Source organism: Meiothermus sp. QL-1 (assembly GCF_003351145.1).
GTDB lineage: Bacteria > Deinococcota > Deinococci > Deinococcales > Thermaceae > Meiothermus.
Window position 1 is genome coordinate 24,909 of record NZ_QQSV01000011.1, and the last position, 26,517, is coordinate 51,425.

The following is a 26,517-nucleotide window of genomic DNA, read 5'->3' on the forward strand; positions in this document are numbered from 1 at the left end:
CCCTTGCCCCCGGGTACTCCTACTCCTTAGCAAAGACGGTCTCGATGTAGGGCGCCTGGCCCACGATGGAGTTGATCTGCTCCCTGGGGAACATGCCGCCCAGGCGGGTCAGGCGGGCCGGGTTGTAGGCCGGGGCCACGGTGTAGATGATGGGCAGGTTCTCGGCCACCACCCTCTGGAACTGCACGTAGATCTGGCGGCGCTGGGCCTGGTCCAGGGTGGTTGCCCCCCGCCGCATCAGGTTGTCAATCAGCACCTCGAAGGGTTCCACATTGGCCGGGCGCTTGCCGCCCACCCCCAGGTTCCACATGTGCAGGCTGCCGTCCAGCTCCCAGACGTTGCGGCTAAAGGCCGGCTCGATGCCGCCCGTAAGGCCGATCAGGATGGCGTCGAACTCGCGGGTACCATCGGCTGCGGGGCTGGTGAGCTGGCGCACCAACTCGTTGAAGTCGATGGGCCGGTACTCCACCTTGACCCCAATCTTGCGGGCCTCGTCGCGGAAGATCTGGGCAATGCGCTCCCGCACGGTGTTGCCCTGGTTGGTGAACAGGTTGAACTCCAGCACCCGCCCCTCGCTGTTCACCAGCCACCCGTCGCGGTTGCGCGTGCGGAAGCCCAGCTCGGCCAGAAGCTGCTGTGCCCGCTGCGGGTTGAACTCGTACTTGGGCACATCATCGGTGAAGAAGGCCTTGTTGGGGATGGAGATGGGGCTCCACTGGGGCTGGCCCAGCCCACCCAGGGCCACCTCGATCATGGACTTCTTGTCCATCAGGTGGGCCATAGCCCGGCGGAACTTGACCTGGCGGAACAGGTTTGCCTTGAAGGGGTCCTTGTTGTTCCAGTTGAAGACGATGAAGTTGGTCCCCAGGGTGACGTCCACGTTGGGGAAGATCTCGGCCCGCAAGCGCCCGGCCCGGATGCGCTCCAGCACCTGGGCCACCTGGTCGGCGTTGGCCGCCGCGAAGGTGTCAGCATCCCCGGCCAGGAAGCGGGCGAGCTGGGCGTTCAGGTCGGGCACGATCTGCACCGTGTAGCGCTCGAGGTAGGCCACGGGGTTGTTGCGCTCATCCACCCCCCAGTAGTTGGGGTTGCGCACCAGCACCACCCGCTCGCCCTTTACGTAGCTTTCCAGCCGGAAGGGGCCCCCGGAGACGATCTGCGCTGGCGGGGTGTCCAGGTTCCAAAGGGTCTGGAGCCGCTGCACCCCCGCCCGGTAGGCCGGCTCAAAGATGTGCCGCGGCACGATGTACCAGCCCTGGATCAGGGCCGGGGCATAGGGCTTGGGGAAGTCGGCCCGCACCGTGTACTGGTCCACTTTGGTCCAGCGGATGGGCTGGCCGTCCAGGATGAAGCTGCTGCGGGAGTTGGAGTTGACCTGGGGGTCAGCATGAACGGTGGCGCTGAAGATCACGTCATCGGCGGTGATGGGCTGGCCATCCGACCACCGGGCCCCCTCCCGCAGCCTGAAAATTACCGTCAGGCCGTTGTTGCGCACCTCCCAGGACCTGGCCAGCCGGCCCTCAGGAGCCTGGGTGTACGGATCATAGGCGGTCAGGTAGGGCAGGAAGAGCGCGATTATATCGGTAGAAGAGGTCTCACGGGCCACAAAGGGGTTCCAGGTGCGGGGGTCAGAGATGGCGGTCACGCGGTAGGCCCCGCCTGGGCGGCCTATCTCGGTACCCCTAAAGACCTTGGGCTGGGCGAGAGCCGCCCCAACCAGAGCCAGCATACCTAAGACCAAGACTCGTTTCATCGGCTAAGCCTCCTGGGATTCGATGAAGAGAACCACCCTCGCCTTCGCAAGGTAAGCAGCGAGTATGGACTTGGTACAAGGCTATCCAGCCCCATCGGCGCTGTCAAGGCCCTGAAGGGAGGGAAAGAAGCAGCATATAGGCTAGGTCCATCCACCCTTTGGTGGATGGACCCGAGAGAAAAAGGGCTAGCGCTCGAAGTAACGGAAAGAAAAGGCCAGCAAAGCGAAGATTACCCCGAGAATTATCGTGATGCGGTAGAGGCCCCCCGTTACCCCCCGGGTGCTGAAGAGGTCGGTCGAGCCGCCAAACATATCGCCAGCCCCCTGGCGGGGCTCCTGCGAGAGCACCAGGTAGACCAGAAAGCCCGCCACAAGGATGTACAGGAAGACCAAGAGGTTGTGCAAAAAGTCCACGGTCGCCTCCAGCCTGTTGGTGCCGGGAGTGGGACTCGAACCCACATGGCTGCTAACCGCCCGATTTTGAGTCGGGTGCGTCTACCGATTCCGCCATCCCGGCGCACCGGCCTGTATAACTATAGTACCCCGTGGGCGTCTCCGCAACCCGCGGCTAAAGCCCCGCTCAAAACGAGGGTTAACCCCCCCTGAAGGGCTTCTCATCCCTTCCAAAAGGGCTACCCTAGCCTGAGGAAGAGGAGGCCAGATGATGCGCAAATTTCCCGTCTTAGGACTGATGCTCTTGGGCCCCGCGCTGGCCGCGCCGGTGCTGAGCCCCCAGCAGATCATCGTGAACCCGGTGCCCACCGACCTGCAGGTGCGGGTTTGGGTGGACAAGGACCCGGCCAAGACCGGCAACCCGGTCTACCAGATCGGCGAGCGCATCCGGGTCTCGGTGCAGGTCAACCAGGATGCCTACGTCTACATCTTCAGCATACGCTCAACAGGGGAGATCAGCCTGATCCTGCCCAACGCCTTCGACGGCAACAACTACCTGCGGGCCGGGGAGACCCGGGTCTTCCCCCCGGCCAGCGGGGCGCGCTACGCTCTCGAGGTGGCCGGCCCAGAGGGGCAGGACCGGGTGCTGGCCATCGCCAGCCGCCAGCCCCTTTCCCTGGCCCAGATCGCCGATATTCAGAGCGGGCGGGTGAACCTGCAGGGCGCCGACAACCTGGCCCGGGCCCTCTCGATCGTGGTCACCCCCTTGCCCGAGCGGGACTGGGTGAGCGACATAGCCTTCTTCATCGTAGGCCGACCTGCCGTGACACCGGTACAACCGGTCCAGCCCGCTACCGGCACCCTGAGCGTGAATTCCAACCCTCAAGGCGCCCAGGTGCTGGTGGAAGGGCGGGTGGTGGGCACCACCCCGTTGAGCCTGGTCCTGCGCCCCGGACGGGTAGAGGTAGAGCTGCGCCTGGCGGGCTACCAAATCTTCCGCAGCGCGGTGCAGATCCGCCCCGGCGAGACCACAGCGATAAACGCCAACCTGGTGCCGGTGGTGCAGAACGGGGTGCTACAGGTCAGCTCCACCCCCCAAGGTGCCCAGGTGCTCCTCAACGGCCGGGTGGTGGGCAACAGCCCCCTGAACCTTACGGTGGCACCGGGGTCGTACGAGCTTGAACTCCGCCTGGCGGGCTACCAGAGCTTCCGCACAACGGTTGCGGTGGGAAGCGGCCAGACCGTGCCGGTAAACGTCAGCCTCCTGCCCCTGCGGGGTTCGTTGGAGGTCTTCACCAACGTGGAAGCCCGCATTTTCCTGGATGGACGGGAGGTGGGCCAGACTCAAGGGGGCTTCCTGCGGATAGAAGGCCTTGACCCCGGCAGCCTTCAGGTGGTGGCCCTGGCCCCGGGTTACCGGGTTGAGGCGCGGGACGTGCGGGTGGAGCCTGGGCGCAGCCAGCAGGTCCGGCTCAGTCTGAATAGAGCGCGCTAGGCGTGTCCTTTCGGGAAGCCGCCTGTGGCGGCTTCCCGACTTTTTTACCCGCGCAAGGGCGGGGTCAGTAGAATAGCAGCGGTATGAAAAGTTACAAGATTTGTCTTATCGAAGGCGATGGGATAGGGCACGAGGTGATCCCTGCGGCGAGGCTGGTGCTGGAGGCCACCGGGCTCAGGCTCGAGTTCGTGGAGGCCCAGGCGGGCTGGGAGACCTTCGAGCGAACAGGCTGTTCGGTACCCGAGGCCACCCTGGAGGCCATTCAAAACACCGACGCCACCCTCTTCGGCGCAGCCACCAGCCCCACCCAAAAGGTCCCAGGGTTCTTCGGGGCTATCCGCTACCTGAGGCGCAAGCTCGACCTCTTCGCCAACGTGCGCCCGGCGAAGCACCACCCCGTGCCAGGCTCGAGGCCCGGGGTTGACCTGGTGGTGGTGCGGGAGAACACCGAGGGGCTTTACGTGGAGCAAGAACGCAGTTACCTGGACGGTGATATTGCAATTGCCGACGCGGTCATCACCCGCCGGGCCAGCGCCCGAATCGGGGCCTACGCCGCCCGGCTGGCGGCCAGCCGCCCGCGCAAGCTGCTCCACGTAGCCCATAAGGCCAACGTTCTACCCATGACCCAGGGCCTCTTCATGCGCACTGTTTTCGAGGAAGCCGCCCGCTTCCCTGAACTCAAGACCCAGGACATCATCATCGACAACTGCGCCATGCAGCTCGTGCGCAACCCCGAGCGCTTCGACGTGATCGTAACTACCAACCTGTTTGGCGATATCCTCTCCGACCTCACCGCTGGGCTGGTGGGCGGGCTGGGCATTGCGGCCAGCGGCAACATCGGGGATAAGTACGCGGTCTTCGAACCAGTCCACGGCAGCGCCCCCGATATTGCCGGCAAGGGGATTGCCAATCCTGCAGCCGCCATCCTCTCAGCGGCCATGATGCTGGAGCACTTGGGTGAGACCGAGGCGGCCCGGCGAATCGAGGCCGCGGTGGACAAGGCGCTGGCCGAGGGCCCTCGCACCCCCGACCTTGGGGGCCAAGCCACCACCTTGGAGTTCGCCCAGGCGGTGGCCCAGGCCCTCTAAGGGCGCTTCTTGCAAAAGGGAGTGGTACCCACGGTCAAACCCGGCACGGCCTGGCGTATGTGCCGTGTTATACTTACACCTAGCTTGGGACGCTCGCAAAGGGGGCAATGTGCGTGACTTTTTCAGCGGATTGCTGAGGCCCAGGGTAGAGGCGCTGGGCCTTGAGATAGGCACGGCCAACCTGAAGATGGTCGAGCTCTCGGGGACCCCTCCCAGCCTGAAGAGTCTAAGCATAAGGCCCACCCCACCCGGCGCCATTCAGGAAGGCTCCATCATCGAGCCTGCGGTCCTGGCCGATTCGCTCAAGGAAATGCTGGCCGAGATGCGTACCCGCAAACGGTACGTGGTCACCGCCACCAGCAACCTAGCCGTCATCACCCGCACCCTACAGGTGCCCAAGATGCCCCCCAAGCAGCTGGAGGAGGCTGTGCGCTGGGAGGCCGAGCGCTACATTCCTTTTCCCATTGACGAGGTGGTGCTGGACTACGCCCCTCTGGACCCCCTGGAGTCTGTGCCCGACGGCGAGCAAATAGATGTGGTGGTGGGGGCAGCCCGCCAGGAAACCGTCGCCAGCCTGGTGGAAACCCTCAAGACCGCTGGGCTCGAGCCGGTAGTCATCGATGTAAAGCCTTTCGCCGGCCTGCGCACTTTGGAGGCCCGCCTGCGGGCTACCGACCGGGAGCCCATCACCCTATTCTTGGAGATCGGGGCTGAATCCTCGGCCCTGGTCCTCACCCGAGGGGAGCGGCTGCTTTTGAACCGGGTCCTTAACCTGTCGGGCAAGGACTTCACCGAGACCATCGCCAAGGCCTTCAACCTGGACGCCATGGCCGCTGAGGAGGCCAAGAAGAACTACGGCCTGGCTACCATCCCCACCGAGGACGAAGACCTGCTTTTGGACTTCGACGCCGAACGCGAGCGCTTCAATCCGGCCCGCATGTACGATGCGGTCCGCCCGGTACTGGTCGAGCTCACCACCGAGCTGCGGCGAAGCCTGGAGTTCTTCCGGGTGCAGGTGGGCGACCTGGGGGTGGACCAGGGCTTTGTAGCAGGAGGGGGCAGCAAGCTGCGCAGCTTGGTTCCGCTCCTGGCCGACACCCTGGGCATCCCCTTGGAGGTCGCCGACCCCTGGCAGGGCATCCAGATCGACAAAAGCCGGTTTGACCTGGAATACCTGCGCAGCCTCGCGCCGGAGTTCACGGTGCCAGTAGGGCTGGCGCTACGGGGGGTGAACCCGCTTGATTAAGCTCAACCTTCTTCCCAAAAACCTGCGCCGGCGGGTGGAGCCAGGCTGGTGGCGCCTGGCCGCTATAGCGGTGGTGCTGGCCGCGCTGGGCACGGCAGGCTTCCTGCACTACTCCACCCTGTCCCGCATCCAGGCGCTGGAAAACCAGCGGGACCAGCTTCAGGTAGAAGTGGATGTGCTGCGGCCCTTCATCGCGGAACAAAACCGGCTCAACCAGCAGCAGCGGGAACTAGAGCAGCTACTCTCGGTGCGCAATCGCCTCCAGGAGCGCTTTGTGCCTTGGTCTGAGAACCTGGCTTTGGTCATCAACCAGATTCCCCGCGAAGGCCGCCGCTTTGGCGTGGCCCTGCGCAGCATCGGGACCAAGGCCCTCACCCCGCAGGAGGTCCAAAGCAACGTGCAAAACGGGGTATACGACGGCAAGCCGGTGAACATAGAGTTCAGCTTGCAAGGAGAGGCCATCGGGCAAAGCGCCCTGATCCGGTTCATAGAGGCCTTCGAGAACTCCCCCCGCTTCGGCATCAACTTCCAAAACGCAAGTCTGGACCAGCAGCGCCAGCTCTACACCTTTGGGGCCACCGTGGGCCTGGTCAGCCAGCCCCCGGCCACCGCCAGCAACACAACAGGAGGTGAAGGCAGTGGTAGCCCTTCTCGCTAGGATGGGCCAGCGCGAGTGGGCCATTGTGGCCATGTTAGCTGCCCTGCTGCTCGGGCTCATGTGGCACTTCCTGGTCACCCAACCCCTGCAAGGCCGCATTCCCCAGCTCCAGGCCGAGATCGACCGGCTCACCATCGAGCGCGACCGGGGGCGCGCTGCCCAGCGGGCCCTGCCCCAGCTACGGGAGACCATCGCCCGCTTGGAGGCTGAAAGGCAGCAGTTCCTGCGCGAGCTGCCCCCCACCGAGCAGCTTGGCCGGGTCCTGGCTGGGCTGGCCCAAACGGCCCGCGAAAGCGGGGTGGTGCTGCGTAGCCTGAACCGAAGCCCAGGGGACAACCAGGGGGTGGCCAACGTGCGGGCCACCAACCTGGCGCTGCAGGTCGAGTCCCCCTTCCCTGAGCTGTACGTGTTTCTGCGCAACCTCGAGGCCTTCCAGCGCTTCGCCGTCATCTCGGGGCTGAACCTGACCTTGGCCGGTGCTGGCAACGCCCCTTCCGACCCCACCAACCCCACCATCAGCACCAGCCTGACGATGACGGTCTACACCTACACGGGCACGGGTCAGCAGAGCGGACCGCCCCCCCAGGGCCAGCCGGGAGGTGGGCCTTGAATCTCCTCCAGCGTATTCCCCAACCGGCCAAGGTAGCCATAGCGGCCGTTTTGCTGGTGGGGGCGGTGGCCCTGTGGTACTGGGGATTCTTCCGCCCCAACCAGATCGCAGAAACAACCCCGGCCACCCCCACCCAGCCCGCTTCCTCTCCCCCCACCGCCACCGCCCGGCCCCTCGAGGTCATCCCCCTGCCCTTCCTGGTCACCGAAGCGCCCCGCTCTGCCGAGCCAGAGGAAAACCAGGAGGCACCAGGCAACGCCGCTTTGGGCCGGCCCCGGGTTACCGTTCCACCCAACCCCTTCGTCCCCCTGGTGGTCGAAACCCCCACTCCGCCGGCTGCCAGCGCGCCGGTGGCGGCCCTGCCCGCCCCAAGCCCACCGGTGAGCGCCCAGCCCATTCCCATCCAGCCAGCGCAGGTGCAGGTGCGCCAGCCTGCGACCCCTCTACCCGCGGCCAGCCTGCCCGGCACGAGGGCCAACATCGCCCCTGCACCGACCCCTGCCGCTTCCACGCCCACACCCCCTGGCCAGGCCCGCCTGGTCCAGGGGAGCGCCCGCGCCAGCCTGCCCAACCCCATCAACCTGGGCACAGGGCCCCTACCCATCCGGCTGCTCCCGCTGGAGCGGGAGCTTTCCAGCACACCAGAACCCCAGTCCGCCCAGCCCGCCCTGGACCTGAGCCCAAGTAGTGCAGAGCGCAGCGTGCTGGAGTTTGCTCGAGCCGAGCTGGAGCTCCGCACAGCGCAAGCCCTCGAGCTGCGCACCAGCCCACCCTCCGCCCCTGAGGCTTCCCGGAACCAGGAAAGCAGCCTGGCCCGCTTCGTGCGCGAGCAGGGCCTGCGGCTCTCGGGGGTGGTGCTTGGCCCAACCAGCGTAGCCATCTTCCAAAACAGGGATGGCTTTGTGGTGCTGCCGGTGGGACGCACCCTGCCGGGCAGCGACGTTCTGCTCAAAAGCCTGAATGCCCGCGAAGCCCTTCTGGTGCGAGGCTCGGAAAGCCTGACCCTTACCATTGAGAAACCCTAGGCGGTGAGTATGAAGCGTTTTCTTGCCCTTTTGGTAACGCTAAGCCTGGCGCTGGCCCAGGGCACCCTGCCGCGGGATGCCCGCTTCGACCAACCGGTGAGCAACATCGGGGCCAATCTGCCCCTAGCAGCCCTGCTGGACGCCCTGGCCCGCAGCGTGGGCCTCTCCCCCATCCTGCGGGACATCCCCACCGTCACGGTCACGGCCGATATCGACAACAAACCCTTCCGCCAGGTCTGGGACCTGCTTATCAACACCTACGGGGATGGGCGCATCACCTACGCCCTGCTGGAGAACAACGTCATCGTGGTGGGGCCGCGGGAGGTGGTGGAGCGGGCCCGGGGACCGGTGGCCCAGCCCGCCCCCACCCCTGCCGAGCCCACCGTGCGCGAGTTCTACCAGGTGCGCTCGGGCGACCCGGCAGCCCTAGCCGCCTTCGTCCAGCAGGAGGTGCCGGGGGTCACCGTGCGGGCCGTGCCGGGGCAGAACGTCCTGTCCATCAGCGGGCCGACCCGGCTGGTGAACGAGGCCCTCAACTTCCTGCAGCGCATCGACGTGCCGCGCACCGCTGCCCCCGCCACCCCGGTGGTGCAGAAGTCGTTCGCCCTCTCCCATGCCCGGGCCGTAGAGCTGGCCGACGTGCTGAGCAAGGCCATCGCCGCCCAGGGACAACCACCTGCTCAGGGCCAGGCGCAAACCCCCCCTCAGGTCACGGTGGTGGCTGAGCCCCGCACCAACACCCTCATCGTCACCGGCACAGCAGAGCAGATCGCCCTGGCCGAGCGGCTCATCCCCACCCTGGACCGCCCAGTGCAACAGGTCCAGCTACAGATCCGAGTCCAGGCGGTGCAAAGCGAGGTGGTGCGCAACCTGGGGCTCAAGTGGGAGAGCATTGCCGGCGGCAACCTGGTGGCGAGCTTCCTCTCCACGGGCCTCAACCTGATTTTCGATGCCACCCGGAGCCTGACCTCCCTCAACATTCGGGCCGTGCTGGATGCCCTGGAACAGCAAAACCTCTCCCGCCGCCTGAGCGACGCCACCGTGCTGGTGGAGGACAACTACGGGGCCGACACCGCCGACCTGAGGGCCACAGGGGCCCGGGGGGCCGAGATCAAGGTGGGGGGGCGGCTTATCGTCCCCATCACCGTAGGCGAACAGCTCAGCGTGCGGGAGTTCGACTACGGTCTGCTGGTCCGGGTGCGGCCCCAGATCACCGCGGATGGCAACATCCTGCTCGAGGTCTTCACCCAGACCGGCGAGGACCCCGCCCCAGGCCCCAACAACAGCATCCGCATCCCCCAGCAGTCGACCCTCTCCAAGCTGCGCATCCGCGACGGCCAGACCGTGGTGTTGGGAGGCCTTATCCAAAAGGTTACCAACACCACCGAAAACAAAATCCCCCTGCTGGGCGATATCCCCCTCTTGGGCGAGCTCTTCAAACAGCGCAGCTCCAGCGTCAAAGACGACGAGCTCATCGTGATCATCACCGGAAACATCGTCCGCTAGCCTCAGGTAGCCCGCCGCAGAGCGTGCAGCGCTGCGGTGTCCCCTGGCTCCACCCCGTACAGAAGGGCCAGGTAGTAGCTGGCCCAGGCCAGACGGTACCAGTAGCAAAGGGCCTTGGCCAGGGTACCCTCGGCTTCGGGCTCCGGCAGCTCGATGAGAATGTCCACCCGGCTCTCCAGAATCTCCTGGGCGTAGCGTTTGCGCTCATCGTCGCCCAGAAGCACCGCGGCAATGGGGTCCCCCTGCTCATGCCGGGCCTCCAGAGAGGTCACGAAAAATTCCAGGGCTGAGGGCGGAGGGGTGATGGAGAGGCTCTTGCCAATGCGGCCAAACACCTGCTGCAAAGCCTGGGCCAGCCCCAAGTAGCGCTCGGGCACCACCCAAAGCGGTATCCGCTCCAAAAGGGCATAAGCCAGGAACTTGGCCGGGTTTTTATCCAGGCCCACCTCAGGCCGCAGGCGCTCACGCTCCCGCAAAAGCGCCTGGTCGATGCGCCGAAGCTCGGCCTGCTGCCCAGTAGCCAGGAGCAAGAAGCGCAGGTAGCGGTAGGTGGAGAGGGGGTGGGGCGGTACCTCCACCTCGGCGTTTTCCCGAAAGCCCAGGCGCACCACCTCGGCCCCGTCCAGAGCAGCGTAAAGCTCCATTCCCATAGCACCGCCGAAGTCGTATCCCCCCTCGAGCACGAACTGGGTGCCCCCCTGGGTAAACTCAGGGGCAAAGTCGCGCGCGAGCAGGGCCGCCCACCAACCCTCGCCGAAACCCACCACCCCGAAAGGCGGGGTGTAGCGGACCTGCGGCGAAGGCCCGCTCCCCACCAAATCGCGCAATTCAAAGACCAGCCCCCACCGGTCGGCCAAATAGGTCTCCTGGGCATCAAGGTCCCGCATCCTTCCAGTTTACCCCGGTGGCCCTCTGGGGTAGCCTGATGCCCGATGTCGCCCTGGACTGTCCTTGCCGCGGCCATGGCCGCCGGCACCGCGGTCTCCCTGATCGGCCAAGCCTACCCCACCCTAGCCCCTTACATCCGGACCGACCTGGGCCTCTCCCTGGCCGCCGTAGGTCTGCTCAACACCTTCATCTACCTGGGCACCATGCTGGGCTCCCTGCCCTCGGGCTGGCTCACCGACCGGCTGGGCAGCCGCACGGTGATGATAGCCGGGGCCCTTCTAAGCGCTGGGCTGGCCCTCTCGGTGGCCCTGTTCGTCCACTCCCAAGCGGCGTTCGTCCCCTACCTGTTCTTGATAGGGCTGGTGGTGGCCTCGGCCACCCCGGCCGGAGCCCAAGCCGTAGCCCGGGCCTTTCCTCCCCATCGGCGCGGTCTGGTAATCGGCCTACGCCAGATGGCCGTGCCCCTGGGGGGCACCCTGGCCGCAGCCATCCTGCCGTTGGTAGCTCATTTCTCGAGCTGGCGCTGGGCCTCGGGGGTGGCCGCTCTGTTGGCGTTGCTCGCCGCTTGGGCGACCGCCCGGCTCTACCAGGAAAACCCACCCCAACCCCAGCCCAGCGGGGGCCCCACGCCCAGGCTGGGAGAGGTCCTGCGGGAGCGCAACCTCCTGCTGGCCTCCATTGCAGGGATGACCCTGCCCACCGGGCAGTTCGTGATGATCACCTACCTGATTCTGTTTTTGAAGGAAAGGCTAGGGGTCCCGGAGCTCACCGGGGCAGCCCTGCTCACCTTCGCCCAGCTTGCGGGGGCACTGAGCCGGGTCTTCTGGTCGTGGCTTTCGGACCTGCTCGGAGGCAGACGCAAACCGCTGCTGGTGCTGATGGTGGCCCTCGCCGGTCTTTGTGCCCTGGTGCTGGCCTGGCTCCCGCCGGGGACCCCTTTTTTGCTGAAGGGGGTGATGGTGGTGCTCTACGGCGCCACCGCGCTGGGCTGGCAGGGGCTGCACTTTTCCCTGCTGACCGAACTCTCGCCCCCGGGGTGGGAGGGGCGGGTGGTGGGGTTCGGCCTGGTTTTCACCTCGATCGGCATCGCCCTGGCCCCACCCCTATTCGGTCTGGTGGTCGACCTCAGCCAGAGCTATGCCCTGGCCTGGCTGGCCCAGGCAGCGGTCTTTGGGCTTGGGGCCTGGCTGCTGTCTAACGTGAGGGAAGGGGGCGGGCCGTCTCAACGCTGAGCCCTGAGCAGCCCGGCCAGCTCGGCGTATAGCCGCTCTTCCTCCGGGCTTGGATGGGTGGGGATAACCACCCGCACCTCGGCGTACTGGTCACCGCGGGTGCCGTCGCGGCGGGGCCAGCCCTTGCCCGCCAGGCGCAGCTTGCGCCCGGTCTGGGTCCGCTTGGGGATGGTAAGCTCCACCGGGCCGTCCAGGGTTCCCACCCGCACCTTCCCCCCCACCACCGCGATGGGGGCCGGCACCTCCACCACGGTGTAGAGGTCGTCGCCTTCCAGGCGCATGTCGGGCTGGGGCTGAAGCCGCACCACCAGGTACAGGTCGCCTCCAACCTGCCCCTTGCCCGCCAACCGGATCTTCTGCCCCTCCCGCACCCCTGGGGGGATTCGCACGGTAAGACGCTCGCGCCCTATGGCGACGGTCTTCTCCCCTCCCCGGTAGGCCTCCTCCAGGCTCAAGGGCAGTTCGGCCTCCAGGCTGGCGCCCCGCCGCGGCACCGCGCCAAACAGGTCTTCCAGGTCCACAAACCCACCCGCCGGTGAGCGCCCGCCCCAGCCAAAAAGCTGTTGAAAGAAATCGGAGAAATCCCCGACGTTGCCCACAAAGCTGCCCTGGCCGGGCGGGGGGCTATACCACTGGCCGCTGCCCACCCGCTCGCCGTAGGTGTCGTAGATCCGGCGCTTCTCGGGGTCGGAGAGGACCGTGTAGGCCTCGTTGATCTCCTTGAAGCGCTCCTCCGCCCCCGGCTCCTTGTTCACGTCGGGGTGGTATTTGCGGGCCAGCCGCTTGAACGCCCGCTTGATCTCCTCTTCGGTAGCGTTCTTCGAAACCCCCAGGATTTTGTAGTAGTCCTTGTAGGCCATAGGGCCTAGCCCTCCGAGACCGGCTTCCCGTCCTCCTCCGGTTTCACCCCGCTACCCACCACCACCCGTGCGGGCCGCACCAGAAGTTCCCCGTAGCGAAACCCCTGCTGGTAGACGTGCATGACCTTGCCCTCTTCGCCTTCCACCGCCCCAATGGCCTCGTGGTAGCGGGGGTCGAACTCGGCCCCTACCCCGGGCACCGCCTCCACCCCCAGGCTCTTGAGGCTGCGGGCAAAGTTATCCAGCACGCTCCGAATACCGGGAATCAGGTCCTCTGGCTTTACGCTAGCGAAACCCAGGGCCCGCTCGAGGTCGTCGAGGGTGCCCAAAAGCGCCCGGATGGCCTCAAACTTGCCGTGGCGCTGGGCCGATTCCAGCTCCTGGGCCATGCGCTTTTTGTAGTTCTCAAACTCGGCGTAAAGGCGCAGGAACTTGTCCTTGGAGGCCTCGAGCTCGGCCTTCAAAAACTCCACCTCCCCTTTCAGGCGGTCGAGCTCGGAAACCTCACCCTGCTCTTCCGGGGTTTCAACCACCTCTTGCTTCTCCATGGACTCACCCCTTGGGCTGGGCGCGAACGCCCAGCCCCCTCGGTTCAGTCGGCCGGCTTGTAGTCGGCGTCGATCACATCGTCGGACCTGGAGCTGCTCGAAGCCCCCACCGTGGCGCCCTGCTCATAGGCCTGCAGCGCAGCCAGAAGCTCCTCTGTGGCCTGGCGCAGCTCGCTGTCGCTGGCGTCCTTTTCCACCAGGCCCTTGGCCCTCGATATGGCGGCCTCGAGCCGGCTTTTGGCCTCAGGGGTGCTCTGCTTCTCGCTCATCACCCGCTCAGCCTGGATACGGGCCGTATCCAGGTTGTTCTTGAGCTCGGCGTGCTCCCTGCGCTTGCGGTCGGCTTCGGCGTTGGCCTCGGCCTCCTTGATCATGCGCTCGATCTCTTGCTCGGAGAGGGTGGTGGTGTTCTGGATGGTGATGGAGGCCTCCCGACCGGTGGACTTCTCCTTGGCGGTCACGTGCAGGATGCCGTTGGCGTCTATGTCAAAGGTCACCTCAATCTGGGGAACGCCTGCCGGCATAGGGGGAATCCCATCCAGGCGGAAACGGCCCAGGCTCTTGTTGTCCGCAGCCATGGGGCGCTCCCCCTGCACCACGTGGATTTCCACCGAGGGCTGGTTGTGCTCGGCGGTGGTGAAGATCTCCGACTTGCGGGTAGGGATGGTGGTGTTGCGCGGAATCAGGACCGTGGCCACACCCCCCTTGGTCTCCACCCCCAGCGACAGGGGGGTCACGTCCAGGAGCACCACGTCCTGCACCTGCCCGGTGAGCACCCCGGCCTGCACCGCCGCCCCCAGGGCCACCACCTCGTCGGGGTTGACGCTGCGGTTGGGCTCCTTGCCCAGAATCTCCCGCACAATCTGCTGCACCGCCGGCACCCGGGTGGCCCCACCCACCAGCAGCACCTCGTCGATCTGGCTGGGGGAGAGGCCCGCGTCCTTCAGGGCCTGCTCCACCGGGGCCCGCATCCGCTTCAGAAGCGGCTGGATGAGCTCCTCGAACTTGGCCCGGGTGAGTTTCTTCTCCAGGTGCAAAGGCGTCTTGGAGACCGGATCGAGGCCGATGAAGGGCAGGCTAATGGTGGTCTCCACCACGTTGGAAAGCTCGATTTTGGCCTTCTCCGCGGCCTCGATCAGTCGCTGCAGGGCCTGACGGTCGGCCCTCAGGTCTACCCCACCCGACTCCTTCTTGAACTCCTCGACGAGCCAGTTGACGATGGCGTGGTCCATGTCCGAGCCGCCCAGGTGGGTGTCCCCCGAGGTGGCCTTGACCTCGAAGACCCCCTCGCCAATCTCGAGCACCGTCACATCGAAGGTGCCACCCCCCAGGTCGAAGACCAGCACCGTCTCGCTGCCCTTCTTGTCCAGCCCATAGGCCAGGGCCGCAGCGGTGGGCTCGTTAATGATGCGCAGGACCTCGAGGCCTGCAATGCGGCCTGCGTTGGCGGTGGCCTCCCGCTGGGCGTTGTTGAAGTAAGCCGGCACGGTGATGACCGCCTTGGTAATCCGCTCCCCCAGCTTCTTGGAGGCGTCTTCCACCAGCTTGCGCAGGATCATGGCGGAGATCTCCTCCGGGGTGTAGAGCTTGCCCTGGATCTCCACCCGCACCCCGCCGTCGGGGCCCTTGACCACCTTGTAGGGCACCCGCTTGGCCTCGCCTTCCACCTCTTCCCAACGGCGGCCAATGAAGCGCTTGATCTCGAAGACCGTCCCCTCGGGGTTCAGCACCGCCTGCCGACGGGCTACCCGACCCACGAGCTGCTCGCCGCCCTTGTAGGCCACCACGCTAGGGGTGGTGCGCTCGCCCTCGGCGTTCTCCAGCACCACCGGGCTGCCCCCCTCCATGATGGCGATCACGCTGTTGGTCGTTCCCAGGTCGATTCCTACGGCCTTTGCCATATCTCCTCCAGATGCCGCACTAAGCACGGCTCATTCGCCTACCAGAATACCTATTGTTAGTCATGTAGTCAATAGAGTTGAGTGAGGTAATGTCAATAAGCCCCCCCGCCCCCCACAGCACTCGGTACTTTTGACTACCTTTGTACCTGGTTTTGGTTGTACCCTAAGGAAACAATGAACCGCCTGCCGTTCAACCTTTGGTTCGTCCTGCTCGCCGCCATCCTAGTGGCCTGGGCCTTCAGCCTAACCTCGCACCAGCAGCCCAGCAACACCGTCGCCTACACCGCCTTCCTGAACGAGGTGGAGCAAGGACGGGTCGCCCGGATCACCGTGGACGGACGGCAGCTCAGCGTGACCCCCAAAGACGGCGGCGACCCCTACATCACCTTTGCCCCCGGGCCCATAGACACCGCCACCATCCGCGAGTGGGGGGAGAAGAAAATCCAGGTAGAAATAGCCCCGCCCCGGCGGGAGAACTCCTTCCTGGGCTTCCTCATTCCCCTGCTCCTAATTGGCCTGCTGGTAGCGCTCTTCTTCTTCTTCTCGCGCAACCGGGGCCCCTCGGGGGATAGCGCCTTCAACTTCACCAAAAGCCGCGCCCGGGTCCTCACCGAGGCCCCCAAGACCAGCTTCAAGGACGTGGCCGGCTGCGAGGAGGCCAAGGAGGAGCTCAAGGAAATCGTGGAGTTCCTCAAAAACCCCTCCCGCTTCCACGAGATGGGGGCCCGCATCCCCAAAGGGGTGCTGCTGGTGGGCCCTCCGGGCTCGGGCAAGACCCACATCGCCCGGGCCGTGGCCGGGGAGGCCAAGGTCCCCTTCATCGCCGCCTCGGGCTCCGACTTCGTCGAGATGTTCGTAGGGGTAGGGGCGGCCCGGGTGCGGGACCTGTTTGAAACCGCCAAGCGCCACGCCCCCTGCATCATCTTCATAGATGAAATCGACGCAGTGGGCCGCCGGCGGGGCGGAGGGGTGGGCGGAGGCAACGACGAGCGGGAGCAGACCCTGAACCAGCTTCTGGTGGAGATGGACGGCTTCGAGAAGGACTCGAGCGTCATCGTAATGGCCGCGACCAACCGCCCCGATGTGCTCGACCCTGCGCTTTTGCGCCCGGGCCGCTTCGACCGCCAGGTGGCCATCGACGCCCCCGATGTGCGGGGACGCGAGCAGATTCTGAGGATTCACGCCAAAGGCAAGCCCCTGGCCGAGGACGTGGACCTGGCCCTCCTGGCCAAACGCACCCCCGGGTTTGTGGGGGCTGACCTGGAAAACCTGCTCAACGAGGCTGCCCTGCTGGCCGCGCGCGAGGGGCGCAAGAAGATCACCATGAAGGACCTCGAGGAGGCCGCCGACCGGGTGGTGATGGGCCCTGCGCGCAAGAGCATGGTGGTGACCCCCAAGGACCGGGAGATCACCGCCTACCACGAGGCCGGCCACGCCCTGGCAGCCCACTTCCTGGAGCACGCCGATAAGGTACACAAGGTGACCATTGTGCCGCGGGGCCGGGCCATGGGCTTTATGATGCCAAGCCGGCAGGATAGCCTGCACTGGAGCAAGAAGCGCCTCACCGACCAGATCGCCGTGGCCCTGGCTGGGCGGGTGGCCGAGGAGCTGGTCTTCGACGACGTGACCACCGGGGCCGAGAACGACTTCCGCCAGGCCACCGACCTGGCCCGGCGCATGATCACCGAGTGGGGCATGCACCCCGATTTCGGCATGGTGGCCTACCAGGTGCGGGAGGACACCTACCTGGGGGGCTACGACGTGCGGCACTACTCCGAGGACACGGCACGCCGGATTGACGAGGCGGTGCAGAAGTTCCTGCAGGAGCAGTACGAGCGGGTCAAAAACCTCCTCTCCGAGAAGCGGGAGCTGCTCGAGCGGGTCACCCGCACCCTGCTGGAGCGCGAGACCCTGAGCGCCGAGGAGTTTGTGGCGGTGGTGGAGGGCAGGCCGCTCGAGCCCCCCCCCGAGGCCGCCAGGGAACGCGAGGAACGGGAGGCGCCCCGGGTGGTACCCAAGGTGAAGCCCCACCTGGGCGGGGCAGGCTAGGCCCTCCTCGGTCGTATAATCCGCCCTGTTATGCGACTGGGCTTCAGTCCCTTCACAGCGGGCCTAGACTACCGCCAAGCCTTCGAGCTGGCCGGGGAGCTGGGCTTATTCCTCGAGATCGCCTACGACCAGCACGAAATAGACCCCCGCCTACCCAGCGCCAACACCCTGGCCGAGATGGGCCGGGCCGCAGGGGTGGGCTTTACCCTGCACCTTCCCTTTGTGGACTGGAACCTGGCCTCGCTGGTGCCCTCCGTGGCCCACCTTTCCTTTGAGCGCACCCAGCGGGCTCTGGAGTTTGGTGCCCAGATTGGGGCCTTCTGCAGCGTGCTGCACACCGGAAGCGTGCCCTTGCGCCACCCCGAGGCCTTAGAGCGGGCCTGGCAGTTCTTGCACGAAGCCCTTGGGCGGCTCGAGCTCTCCATACCGGTAGCCCTGGAAAACCTGGGCCTGGACCCCAGCGACCTGCTGCAAACCCCGGCCGAGCTTTGCGAGCTGCTGCACGCCCACCCCCGCTACGGTTTCTGCCTGGATGTGGGCCACGCCCAGGTGGCGCTCGGCCCCCAGGGGCCCAGGACCTACCACGCCCTGCTGGCAGAACGCCTGCAACACTGGCACCTCCACGACAACCACGGCCACAGCGACGAGCACCTGCCCTGCGGGAGGGGCCAGGTAGACTGGGCCTGGGTGCGCCGGGCTTTGGAAGGCTTTCAGGGAACGGTGGCGCTCGAGGTCACCGGCGGGATAGAGGGCATCCGCCAGAGCGTGGCCCTCCTCAGAGGGGTTTCCTGAAATGAATCCATATCACAATTTCGTGCTACAACCCTAGATTGTTGCAAGCACAGCCAGGGACATTTGCCCTTTTCATAAAACCCTATTATTTGCCCCAGGGGCGCGGCCCTGCAATTTTCTGGTAGGCTTTGGCATGGTGCCCAGGCGTCGCCTGGCCGGGAGGAAGTAAATGCCAATCGAACGCATCGAGGTTTACCTAGACAACGCAAGCGAGCCCGTGCAGGTGCTCAAGGAGCCGCCCTTCAAGCTCACCTACGACACCCGCCAGCTTCCCGACGGAGACCACACACTGCGGGTGGTCACCTTCTACACCAACGGCGCCAAGGAGGTGCGGGAAATCCCCTTCAAGGTGGCCAACACCCCAGGGGTGCTGGTGCAGGGCCTGGAGGAGGGCAAGGAGGTCTCGGGCACCCTGGAGGTAAGCCTGCGGGTGGCCGACCCCGAGGTCAAGCCCACCCGCGAGCGCTTCCCTGGCCTGGGTGCGGCCATCGCCACCGCGGTCATTCTGGGCGGGGTCTGGCTCTTCTTCGCCGCCACCGGGGTGACCAACAAGACCCTGGAGGAGGTGGCCCGGCCCCCCGCAGCCGCCGAGGCCCACGGGGGCGGCCACGGTAGCGAGCACGCCGCCGCTCCGGTGGATGCGGCCCTCAAGGCCAAGGGTGAGCAAGTGTACGGCATGAGCTGTGCTGGATGCCACCAGGCCAACGGCCAGGGGATGCCAGGTGTTTTCCCTGCCCTTGCAGGCAGCAAAAACGTAGCCGACAAGGCCTACACCATCAACATCCTGCTCAAGGGCAAGGGGAACATGCCGGGCTTTGCCCAGCTTTCGGACGAAGAGCTGGCCGCCGTCGCCACCTACATCAAGAACAGTTGGGGCAATAACTTTGGCGGGGTCACCCCAGACGAGATCAAAGCCGCCCGCTAGGGAGGGAGCATGTACCGCAACGACACGGTGGTCCCCTACTTCGCCCTGGTCTTCGCAGTGGCCCTCTTCCTGACCGCCTACTTGAACGACCGCTTCCGGGTGGTCCACGAGGCCGGGGTGGTGCCCCACCTCACGGTGGGCAACATCGGGCTGATGGCCTTTGGCCTGGTGCTCTTCGTGTACGGCTTCATCGGCCTGCTCAGCAACTGGCTCGAGGGCTCCGAGCTGCGGCCCGGCAAGCACAGCCCCGAACCCAGCAGTCTGCCCATGGTGGCGGGGGTGGTGCTCTCCCTTTTGCTGGTCATGCTCTCGGGCTTCTTCGTGCGTGCCCTGATCTTCGCCAACAACCCCGAGACCGGCTACTACAACGCCACCACCCTGCAAGCAGGGGTCTTCGGGGCCATGATGTTCATCCTGGCCATCCTGATAGCTATTTACAAGAAGTACTTCATGGACGAAGAAGTCCTGGCCGAAGACGAAAAGGGCGACTTCCCTTGGTAAAGGAGACCGCACATGGCCGAACACCACGCCGCAACCCATCACGAGGAAGACCCCCAGGCCCATGCCACGAGGCGGGCCGTGCTGCAGGCCGCCATTGGGGTGAGCGCCGGCGCCACCCTGCTCTCTACCCTTTGGGTGGGGGCCGGGCTGGTGCCCCGGGTGGAAAAGGTACCCAGCAGGGAACCGGTGGCCGTGGGGGATGTGCTGGTCCACGCCACCGGCCCCAAGACCAACCAACCCATCACCCTGGACGACCTGCGGGCGGTTCGAAACGAGCGCATCCCCTTCATCATCGCTTTTCCCAAGAGCCCTGAGAACGTGGTCAAGAAGGACCTGGTCACCAACACCATCATGGTGATGCTGGCCGAGGTGGAGCGCATGAGCCCCGAGACCCGCAGGCTGGCCTCGCCCGAGGGGGTGCTGGCCTACTCGGCGGTCTGCAAGCACCTGGGCTGCACTATAAGCCAGTGGCAGAACGACCTCTGGCTCTGCCCCTGCCACGGAGGGCTCTACGACGTGTACGACCAGGCCCGGGTGGTGGGGGGTCCGGTACCCAAGCCGGTGCCCCAGCTCCCCGTCAAGGTAGAGGGCGGCCAGGTGGTGGTGGCGGGCGAGTTCACCGATAGGCCTGGCGCCGATGTGTAGGGAGGAAGTATGTACCAGTGGCTGGACGACCGTTTGGGGATAGGAAAGCTTTACGCCAAGGCTTTCCGCAAGGCCTTCCCGGTACACCACTCGTTCTTTTTGGGCGAGATCACCCTCTTCTCCTTCATCACCCTGGTGCTCACCGGTATTTTCCTGACCCTCAACTACGAGCCCTCCATTCGCCCCGTCTCGGGGCCCCTCTCCAACGGGCAGGAGGTCCCAGCGGCCTACTACTCCGTCCTCTACATCGATTCGCTGCCCTTTGGGGCGGTGATTCGCTCACTGCACCACTGGGCGGCCCACATCATGATTGCCGCAGCCTTCCTGCACATGCTGCGCATCCACCTCACCGGGGCCTACAAGAACCCCCGGGAGCTGAACTGGATCGTGGGGGTCTTCCTGCTGGTGCTGGCCATCGTCACCGCCTTTACCGGCTATGCCCTGCCCTTCGACAACTACGCCCTCACCGCCACCAAGATCGGCTATGAGATTGGGGCCGCAGCCCCCTGGGTGGGCAAGCTCCTGTCGGAAATCCTCTTCGCCGGTGAGCTCTCCCCTACCAACACCCAGACCATACCCCGGCTCTACTCCATCCACGTCCTCTGGCTCCCCCTGACCCTCATCGCGCTCATCGGCCTCCACCTCACCATCATGATCAAACAGAAGCACACCCAGCCCCGCTACGCGGAGAAGGTGGCCCCGGGCAAGATCGTGGGGGTGCCGCTTTTCCCGCAGCAGATGGCCATGATGGGCGTGCTGTTCCTCATCTATCTGGGGGCCACCACCTTCATCGCTGGGGCCTTCCTGGCCCACCCGGTCCAGGCCTTCGGCCCCCCCACCGCCAACACCCCGCCGGTCAAGCCCGACTGGTACTTCCTCTGGATCTACGGGATTCTCCAGATTATTCCGGCAAGCTGGCGCTTTGAGTTCCTGGGGGCCACCTTCGGCCCACAGTTCTGGGGCGGCATCCTGGTGCCCACCCTGATTATCCTGGGGGCCCTGGCCATCCCCTTCCTGGACTACTCCAAGGAGAAGCAGCGCTACCTCGAGCTCCCCAGCCGCCACCCCTTCCGCACCAGCTTCGTCATTGGGATGCTGATGTTCTACCTGATGAGCACCCTGGCCGGTTACAAGGTAGACCTCAAGCTCTCCAACGAGGTCCTTTGGGTGCTGGTGCTGGTGGTGCCGGTTGTGACCGGCATCGTGAGCTACGTGCTCATCAAGGCCATCTACAGCAGGGACTGGAATCGAGAGGCGCGCGTTGAGCTGGGCCGCAAGGGCTCGGCCGCCGACGACTAGGTCCCTCCGCCCGAAGACCCCCTCGAGCCGGGGGGTCTTTTTCGTTATCCTGGGGGCATGCCCCCCTTCATTCTGTTGCTGACCCCCAAGCCCCCCCCGGGCCCCTTTCAGCCCTGGGGCCAGGGCTGGGGGATCTACCCCAACCTCGAGATTCCCCCCGAAAACCCATACCCCGCGGAGGCGCGGTTCGTTGAGCTGCTAGGGGCCTACTCTAAGGAGCTAGCCTGCGGGGCTCTGGGAGGGGTGGACCTGGGGGAGGCCCTGCATCTGTGGGCTTTTGACCGGGGGGAGCTCATTTTTTACTACGACTCCAACCCCATGTACCTGAACTGCCCGGTCTGCTCCTACAATGAGGAGGGGCGGGGGGTCGAAATGAGGGGGGTAGAGGCGCTGGCGGGGCTTTTCGGGGCGACCCCCTCCCGCGCCCTCCGGACCTGGCTCCTGCGGCGAAAGGGGCTGGGATTCAGCCAGGAAGCCGAGCGGCTCCGGCAGGTGCTGGCCCTTCTGGGCTACCCTCCCCCGCCAATTGTGCCTGGATTTCCAGCTTCTTAAGGGCTTTTCAGGTAGGCTGTAAAGCCCCCACAGGGGGTCCCAGCCCGAAAGGAGGTGAGCGCCCAGCGGAGACCGCCTTGTATACAAGGCATCTCGGCTTTTAGGCAATTCGACGAACTCCCACCTTGCGGTATGCCACCGCGGGGTGGAGCGACTAAGTCGGCAGGGTGATGCCCGAGCATCCAGAACAATTCTCGGGAGAAAGGTCAAGCAAAGTGTAAGAGGTTTGTTCGTATGAAAACCCTGGTTATAGGCGCCGGCATCGCCGGTCTGGCGGCGGCGCGCGAGCTGCAGCAAGCCGGCCACACGGTCACTGTGCTCGAAGCCCAACACCGCGTCGGAGGACGCATCCACACCGACCGCAGCTTTGCCTCCGTGCCCATTGAGCTAGGGGCCGAATTCATCCACAGCAGCCAGGTTCCCACCTTTGCCCTGGCCCAAAAGCTGGGGCTGCGCACGGTCTACTACAACCAGCAAAACGACACCCTGGTGCGCTTGCCCGATGGCCAGCTACGCACCATCGCCGAGGTGGGCGAGCTCCAGCAAGGCTACAACAACATCCGCCTGCACAACTGGCCGGAGGCCAGAGACGACGAGTCGCTGGCCGAGTACATAGCGCGCCACCGGCTGCAGATGCCCTTCAAGCTGCAGGAGTACATCTCTGATTTCGACGACCCCAGGTACCTGAGCGCCAAGGCCGCTTTGGCGTACCTGTTTGACAGGTCGGCCGAGGAAGGCGACTACCGCATCCTCGACGGCTACGATTGACTAGCGATAAAACTGGCAACCGGGCTTGACATAAGGCTCGGGGCAGCAGTGGAGCGGCTCGAGTGGGGCCCCTGGGGGGTCCGGGCCTTCACCGCCGCAGGGGTCTACCGGGCCGACCAGGCCGTGGTGGCCCTGCCCCTGGGGGTGCTCAAGGCCGGGGGGGTATGCTTTGTACCCGAGCTTCCTGCGGCCAAGCAAGCGGCCTTGGAGCAGCTCGGCCTGACCGACGCGGTCAAGCTCTTCTTCCACTTTCCTGAGCCGGTCCTTCCGCCGGGGGTCGTGGAACTATATCTGCCGGGAGCCAACCCCGAAGAGTGGTGGAGCTCCGGCCGGGACGGCCCGGCCGAGGTCCTGACCGCGCTGGCCACGGGGGAAAAGGCCCGCCAGCTCCTGGCCCTGCCCGAGGAGAAAGCCCTGGGTAGCGCGCTGGAGAGCCTGCGGCAGGCCCTGGGCCGCCCCGGGCTGACCCCGAGCCGGGCCCGGCTCGTCCACTGGCGGAATGAGCCCTACATCCTGGGGGCCTACAGCCTGGCCCGGGTAGGGGCAGCCGAGGCACGCCAGGTGCTGGCCCAGCCGGTGGGCGACCGGCTCTTCTTCGCCGGGGAGCACACTGCGCCCAACGCCTGGGCTGCTACCGTGCACGGGGCCTACGCCAGCGGACTGAGAGCAGCGCGGGAGGTTCTGCAGAAAAGGCCTCTCTTCCCGCTGCCTTTGGGCCGGCCCCCCTCCCGGCAGGCTCGAGCCCAGCTCAAAGGAGGTCCGTCCACAACCCATACACCAGCAGACCCGCCACCTCCCCAAGCTCCACCAGCATCCCGTATACGTCGCCCGTAAGCCCGCCCCCAAGCCGCGCCGCGGCCCAGCGGGCCAGCAGCAGCACCGCCAGCACCACCCCGAGGGCCACCCAGGGGAAGGCCAGTATAGCTGGGAGGGCCAGCAAAAAGGCCGGGAGCACCCGCCCCTCCCGGCTTCTGGCCCCCAGGCCCTCAGGCTTGGCGGCCGGAAAGAGGTTCATGGGCAAAAGCAGGGCAAAGCGCACAATAGCTGGCAGGCACAAAAGAAGCCACGGCGTGGCATACGCCGCCAGCAGCTGCCACTTGAGCAGGAGCACCGCGAAGCCCACCCCAAAAGCAAAGCTGCCCAGGTGCACATCGGCCAGCACCCGCAGCCGCTCGGCCGGCGGCTTGGGGGCTAAAAGAGCGTCCGCTGCATCTAGAAGCCCATCCAGGTGGAGCATACCGGTAAAGGCCAGCCAGGCTGCCAGCAGCAGCGCCCCCTGCAGACCTGCGGGCAGGGCGGCGGTGAGCCAGGCTAGAAGGGCCAGCCCGGCCCCAATCAAGTAGCCCGCCGCTGGATAGAAGGCCGAGGCCGCCCGCATCTCCTCCGGGCGCACCGGCCCCAAAGGCGGGGTGGGAAAGGTGGTGAGGAAGCCCACCGCCAGCCAGAAAGACCGCACAACCCCACCTCAGCCGGTGCGCAGAAGGGCACCAAAACGCGCCTCGAACTCGGCCCGGCTCCTTATGGGCGTGCCCGCCTGCCGGAGCCGGATGGCCTCGGTCTGCACCGCCTTGGGGTAAGGGCAGTGGCGGCAGCCCGAACCGCAGCAGTAGCCGCGCTTGAGGTGGTAGCTTTCGGTGAAGACCCAAAGCCCTCCCTCGAGGTAGTAGTCCTCGCCCTCGCGCAACACCCCTCACCCCTCCCGTCCTGAAACCCCCGCCTCGGCGAAGGTGGCCATGCCGGCCATGACCTGGGCCGCAGCCCGCAGAATGGGGAAGCTGAGCACCGCCCCGGTCCCCTCGCCCAGGCGCATATCGAGCTCGAGGATGGGCCTCAAGCCCAGGGCCTCGAGCTGCCGCGCATGCCCCGGCTCCACCGAGCGGTGGCCGGCGAAAAGGTAGCCCTGCACCCCGGGCTCCATCCGGCAGGCCACCAATGCCCCCGCCGTTACCGGAAATCCGTCGGTCACCAAAGGCACCCCGGCCTCGGCCCCGGCCAGAAACACCCCGGCGACAGCGGCTATCTCCAGCCCCCCCAGCTCGGCCAGGAGGGCCAGGGGCTCAGCCCTTTGCAGATCGCCCAGCCGGGCCTGGGCCCGGGCCAGGGCAGTCCGGACAGCCTCGAGCTTTCGCGCATACCCCGCCTCGTCCACCCCCGTACCGCGTCCGGTCACCGCCTCCGCCGGCAGGCCCAGCAGGGCTGCGGTAAGGGCCGAGGCCGCCGTGGTGTTGCCTATGCCCATATCTCCCGCCGCAAGCAGCGTGGCCCCGGCCTGAAGGGCCATCCGGGCCGCTTCCCGACCCGCCTCCAGCGCGGCCTGGGCCTCGGTGCGGGTCATGGCTGGCTCCCGAACGATGTTGCCGCTTCCAGGGCGCACCCTGCGCCGGAGCACCCCCGGGGCCTCCACCTCCTCCGCCACCCCCACGTCCAGCACCAGGACCTCAGCGCCGCAGGCCCGGGCCATCTGGTTGATGGCAGCCCCCCCACGGGCGAAGTTCTGCACCATCTGGGCGGTCACCCGCGCGGGGTAGGCCGAGACCCCCTCGGCTGCCACCCCGTGGTCCGCCACGCACACCACCACCGCCCCCGGCCCCAGGCTGGGCTTCAGGGTCTGCTGGATGGCCGCAAGCCGTACGCCCAGCGTTTCCAGAAAGCCCAGCGACCCCTGGGGTTTGGTGAGCTGGTCGTGGTGGGCCTGGGCCCTTTTGATCCATTCCTGCGAGACCGCTCTTATTCCCATCCGCACCTCACTTGAGCTGCAAGGGCAGGCCCGCCACCAGCAAATAGACCTGCTGGGCTGCCCGGGCCACCTGCCGGTTGGCCGCGCCCAGCACGTCGCGGTAGCGGCGGGCCAGAGGATTCTCGGGCACAATGCCCATCCCCACCTCGTTGGTGACCACCACGAGGGTCTTGCCGCTCTCGCGCCAGGCCGCCAGCAGGGCCTCTACCTGGGGCTCCACCGCTTCTTCGCGGTGCATCAGGTTGGAAACCCACAGCGTCAGGCAGTCCAGCACCACCACCCCGAAGCGGGCCCGGCGCAGGGCCTCGGGTACCCAAAGGGGCACCTCGAGGGTCTCCCAGGCCCCGGGGCGCGCCCGGCGGTGCTGCTCGATGCGGGCCCTCATCTCCTCGTCCAGGGGCTCGGCGGTGGCCAGAAAGCTCACCTCCTCCCCTCCAAGCCGCTGGGCCAGCTCCTGGGCGAACTGGCTCTTGCCCGCCCGGACCCCCCCTGTCACCAGCACCAGCACCTAGCCCCCCTCCCGCACAAACAGAAGCCGCCGCTGCTGCCAGTCCACCCCTACCACTGCACAGGGGGGCAAGAAGGTGTCCCGGCCCAGCGCCCTGAGCACCAGCCGCAACACCCCCCCGTGGGTGAAGACCAGGTAGCGCCCCACCCCCAAGCCCTCCAGCACTCCAAACACCCGGCGGCGGAAAGCCTCCACCGACTCCCCCCCGGGGGCCTGGAAGCCCTCGAAGGCCAGCAGGGCCTGCCGGTGCACCTCGGGCAGCGCAGCCCAGGGAAGGCCATCCAACTCCCCAAAGTCGATTTCCCGCAAGGCCTCGAGCTGGAGCTCTGGCTCTGCATAGGCCAGGCGCGCGGTCTCCACCGCCCGCCTCAGGTCCGAGGCCAGCACCCCTTCGAAGCGCTCCCGCCGCAGCCAGTCCCCAAGCCGCCGGGCCTGGTCCTCGCCCTTTGGGGAAAGCGGCACATCGCTCCAGCCCGTAAGCCGCCCCTCCGCGTTCCAGAGGGTCTCCCCGTGTCGCACCAGCCAGACCTCGCCCACC

At 66.3% G+C, this 26,517-nt stretch carries 26 protein-coding genes, 1 tRNA gene and 1 pseudogene; 16 read left to right on the plus strand and 12 right to left on the minus strand.

Features of this window, described 5'->3' with window-relative positions:
- Positions 1 to 19 precede the first annotated feature (19 nt).
- The 3 genes from DV704_RS10430 to DV704_RS10440 all read right to left on the minus strand — a co-directional run bounded on the left by DV704_RS10430 (position 20) and on the right by DV704_RS10440 (position 2,270).
- On the minus strand, positions 20 to 1,729 hold the full coding sequence (locus DV704_RS10430) for an ABC transporter substrate-binding protein (RefSeq protein ID WP_233498330.1): 1,710 nt from the start codon (positions 1,727 to 1,729) through the stop codon (positions 20 to 22).
- A gap of 210 nt (positions 1,730 to 1,939) precedes the next feature.
- A complete protein-coding gene (gene secG / locus DV704_RS10435) occupies positions 1,940 to 2,167 on the minus strand; it encodes a preprotein translocase subunit SecG (RefSeq protein ID WP_114799522.1) in 228 nt (75 codons plus the stop codon).
- 17 nt (positions 2,168 to 2,184) lie between these two features.
- Positions 2,185 to 2,270 (minus strand) — tRNA-Leu (locus tag DV704_RS10440).
- A 144-nt stretch (positions 2,271 to 2,414) separates the two neighbouring features.
- Between DV704_RS10440 and DV704_RS10445 the strand changes: the two genes are divergently transcribed.
- The 7 genes from DV704_RS10445 to DV704_RS10475 all read left to right on the plus strand — a co-directional run bounded on the left by DV704_RS10445 (position 2,415) and on the right by DV704_RS10475 (position 9,774).
- Complete coding sequence (locus tag DV704_RS10445) at positions 2,415 to 3,641, plus strand: PEGA domain-containing protein (RefSeq protein ID WP_233498331.1); 1,227 nt, start codon at positions 2,415 to 2,417, stop codon at positions 3,639 to 3,641.
- Between the two features lie 83 nt (positions 3,642 to 3,724).
- Positions 3,725 to 4,729, plus strand: coding sequence for an isocitrate/isopropylmalate dehydrogenase family protein (locus DV704_RS10450; RefSeq protein WP_114799523.1), 1,005 nt, complete (start codon positions 3,725 to 3,727; stop codon positions 4,727 to 4,729).
- 109 nt (positions 4,730 to 4,838) lie between these two features.
- Positions 4,839 to 5,975 (plus strand): type IV pilus assembly protein PilM, encoded by a 1,137-nt coding sequence (gene pilM / locus DV704_RS10455; protein ID WP_114799524.1) that lies wholly within the window; start codon positions 4,839 to 4,841, stop codon positions 5,973 to 5,975.
- Positions 5,968 to 6,633: a flagellar protein FliT gene (locus tag DV704_RS10460; protein WP_114799525.1), complete on the plus strand. Its 666-nt coding sequence runs from the start codon at positions 5,968 to 5,970 to the stop codon at positions 6,631 to 6,633. Before pilM ends, DV704_RS10460 begins: the two co-directional genes overlap by 8 nt.
- Position 6,634: 1 nt before the next feature.
- Positions 6,635 to 7,243, plus strand: a complete 609-nt coding sequence (locus tag DV704_RS10465) for a type 4a pilus biogenesis protein PilO (RefSeq protein WP_114799526.1) — start codon at positions 6,635 to 6,637, stop codon at positions 7,241 to 7,243.
- Positions 7,240 to 8,268 (plus strand): hypothetical protein, encoded by a 1,029-nt coding sequence (locus tag DV704_RS10470; RefSeq protein ID WP_114799527.1) that lies wholly within the window; start codon positions 7,240 to 7,242, stop codon positions 8,266 to 8,268. Before DV704_RS10465 ends, DV704_RS10470 begins: the two co-directional genes overlap by 4 nt.
- Positions 8,269 to 8,277: 9 nt before the next feature.
- Entirely contained in the window at positions 8,278 to 9,774 is a 1,497-nt protein-coding gene (locus DV704_RS10475; protein ID WP_114799528.1) for a secretin N-terminal domain-containing protein, read from the plus strand.
- Positions 9,775 to 9,776: 2 nt separating this feature from the next.
- On the opposite strand, the gene DV704_RS10480 is transcribed toward DV704_RS10475, so the two are convergent.
- Positions 9,777 to 10,661 (minus strand): SIS domain-containing protein, encoded by an 885-nt coding sequence (locus DV704_RS10480; protein ID WP_114799529.1) that lies wholly within the window; start codon positions 10,659 to 10,661, stop codon positions 9,777 to 9,779.
- Between the two features lie 45 nt (positions 10,662 to 10,706).
- Here DV704_RS10480 and DV704_RS10485 point away from each other — a divergent pair, with 45 nt between their 5' ends.
- Entirely contained in the window at positions 10,707 to 11,894 is a 1,188-nt protein-coding gene (locus DV704_RS10485; RefSeq protein WP_114799530.1) for an MFS transporter, read from the plus strand.
- Here DV704_RS10485 and DV704_RS10490 read toward each other — a convergent pair.
- From DV704_RS10490 to dnaK, 3 genes are read right to left on the minus strand one after another with little or no spacing between them, the layout of a single operon-like run.
- Positions 11,885 to 12,754 carry a DnaJ C-terminal domain-containing protein gene (locus tag DV704_RS10490; RefSeq protein WP_114799531.1) on the minus strand — a complete coding sequence of 290 codons (870 nt, stop codon included), beginning with the start codon at positions 12,752 to 12,754 and terminating at the stop codon, positions 11,885 to 11,887. The two genes, DV704_RS10485 and DV704_RS10490, sit on opposite strands and share 10 nt — an antisense overlap.
- A gap of 5 nt (positions 12,755 to 12,759) precedes the next feature.
- The gene (locus DV704_RS10495; RefSeq protein WP_114799532.1) at positions 12,760 to 13,302 is read right to left on the minus strand and encodes a nucleotide exchange factor GrpE; all 543 of its coding nucleotides are present in this window, start codon (positions 13,300 to 13,302) and stop codon (positions 12,760 to 12,762) included.
- 44 nt (positions 13,303 to 13,346) lie between these two features.
- Entirely contained in the window at positions 13,347 to 15,203 is a 1,857-nt protein-coding gene (gene dnaK, locus DV704_RS10500; RefSeq protein ID WP_114799533.1) for a molecular chaperone DnaK, read from the minus strand.
- A gap of 174 nt (positions 15,204 to 15,377) precedes the next feature.
- Here dnaK and ftsH point away from each other — a divergent pair, with 174 nt between their 5' ends.
- From ftsH to DV704_RS12500, 8 genes and pseudogenes are all read left to right on the plus strand, one after another.
- A complete protein-coding gene (gene ftsH / locus DV704_RS10505; RefSeq protein WP_114799534.1) occupies positions 15,378 to 17,252 on the plus strand; it encodes an ATP-dependent zinc metalloprotease FtsH in 1,875 nt (624 codons plus the stop codon).
- Between the two features lie 30 nt (positions 17,253 to 17,282).
- On the plus strand, positions 17,283 to 18,044 hold the full coding sequence (locus DV704_RS10510) for a sugar phosphate isomerase/epimerase (protein ID WP_114799535.1): 762 nt from the start codon (positions 17,283 to 17,285) through the stop codon (positions 18,042 to 18,044).
- Positions 18,045 to 18,213: 169 nt separating this feature from the next.
- Entirely contained in the window at positions 18,214 to 18,969 is a 756-nt protein-coding gene (locus tag DV704_RS10515; RefSeq protein WP_114799536.1) for a cytochrome c, read from the plus strand.
- A 9-nt stretch (positions 18,970 to 18,978) separates the two neighbouring features.
- Positions 18,979 to 19,470: a cytochrome C gene (locus DV704_RS10520; protein ID WP_114799537.1), complete on the plus strand. Its 492-nt coding sequence runs from the start codon at positions 18,979 to 18,981 to the stop codon at positions 19,468 to 19,470.
- Between the two features lie 12 nt (positions 19,471 to 19,482).
- Entirely contained in the window at positions 19,483 to 20,115 is a 633-nt protein-coding gene (locus DV704_RS10525) for a ubiquinol-cytochrome c reductase iron-sulfur subunit (RefSeq protein WP_114799538.1), read from the plus strand.
- 9 nt (positions 20,116 to 20,124) lie between these two features.
- Positions 20,125 to 21,414 (plus strand): cytochrome bc complex cytochrome b subunit, encoded by a 1,290-nt coding sequence (locus tag DV704_RS10530; RefSeq protein WP_114799539.1) that lies wholly within the window; start codon positions 20,125 to 20,127, stop codon positions 21,412 to 21,414.
- A gap of 57 nt (positions 21,415 to 21,471) precedes the next feature.
- Positions 21,472 to 21,966, plus strand: coding sequence for a hypothetical protein (locus DV704_RS10535; RefSeq protein ID WP_114799540.1), 495 nt, complete (start codon positions 21,472 to 21,474; stop codon positions 21,964 to 21,966).
- 234 nt (positions 21,967 to 22,200) lie between these two features.
- Positions 22,201 to 23,568, plus strand: a pseudogene (locus tag DV704_RS12500) (flavin monoamine oxidase family protein).
- On the opposite strand, the gene DV704_RS10550 reads toward DV704_RS12500, so the two are convergent.
- From DV704_RS10550 to DV704_RS10570, 5 genes are read right to left on the minus strand one after another with little or no spacing between them, the layout of a single operon-like run.
- Positions 23,483 to 24,190, minus strand: coding sequence for an adenosylcobinamide-GDP ribazoletransferase (locus DV704_RS10550; RefSeq protein ID WP_114799543.1), 708 nt, complete (start codon positions 24,188 to 24,190; stop codon positions 23,483 to 23,485). The pseudogene DV704_RS12500 and the gene DV704_RS10550 sit on opposite strands and share 86 nt — an antisense overlap.
- 9 nt (positions 24,191 to 24,199) lie before the next feature.
- Positions 24,200 to 24,421 carry a DUF5522 domain-containing protein gene (locus tag DV704_RS10555; protein WP_114799544.1) on the minus strand — a complete coding sequence of 74 codons (222 nt, stop codon included), beginning with the start codon at positions 24,419 to 24,421 and terminating at the stop codon, positions 24,200 to 24,202.
- 3 nt (positions 24,422 to 24,424) lie between these two features.
- Positions 24,425 to 25,471 carry a nicotinate-nucleotide--dimethylbenzimidazole phosphoribosyltransferase gene (gene cobT, locus DV704_RS10560; protein ID WP_114799587.1) on the minus strand — a complete coding sequence of 349 codons (1,047 nt, stop codon included), beginning with the start codon at positions 25,469 to 25,471 and terminating at the stop codon, positions 24,425 to 24,427.
- Between the two features lie 7 nt (positions 25,472 to 25,478).
- Entirely contained in the window at positions 25,479 to 25,979 is a 501-nt protein-coding gene (gene cobU, locus DV704_RS10565; RefSeq protein WP_114799545.1) for a bifunctional adenosylcobinamide kinase/adenosylcobinamide-phosphate guanylyltransferase, read from the minus strand.
- A complete protein-coding gene (locus DV704_RS10570; protein ID WP_114799546.1) occupies positions 25,980 to 26,516 on the minus strand; it encodes a histidine phosphatase family protein in 537 nt (178 codons plus the stop codon).
- Between the last annotated feature and the right edge of the window lies 1 nt (position 26,517).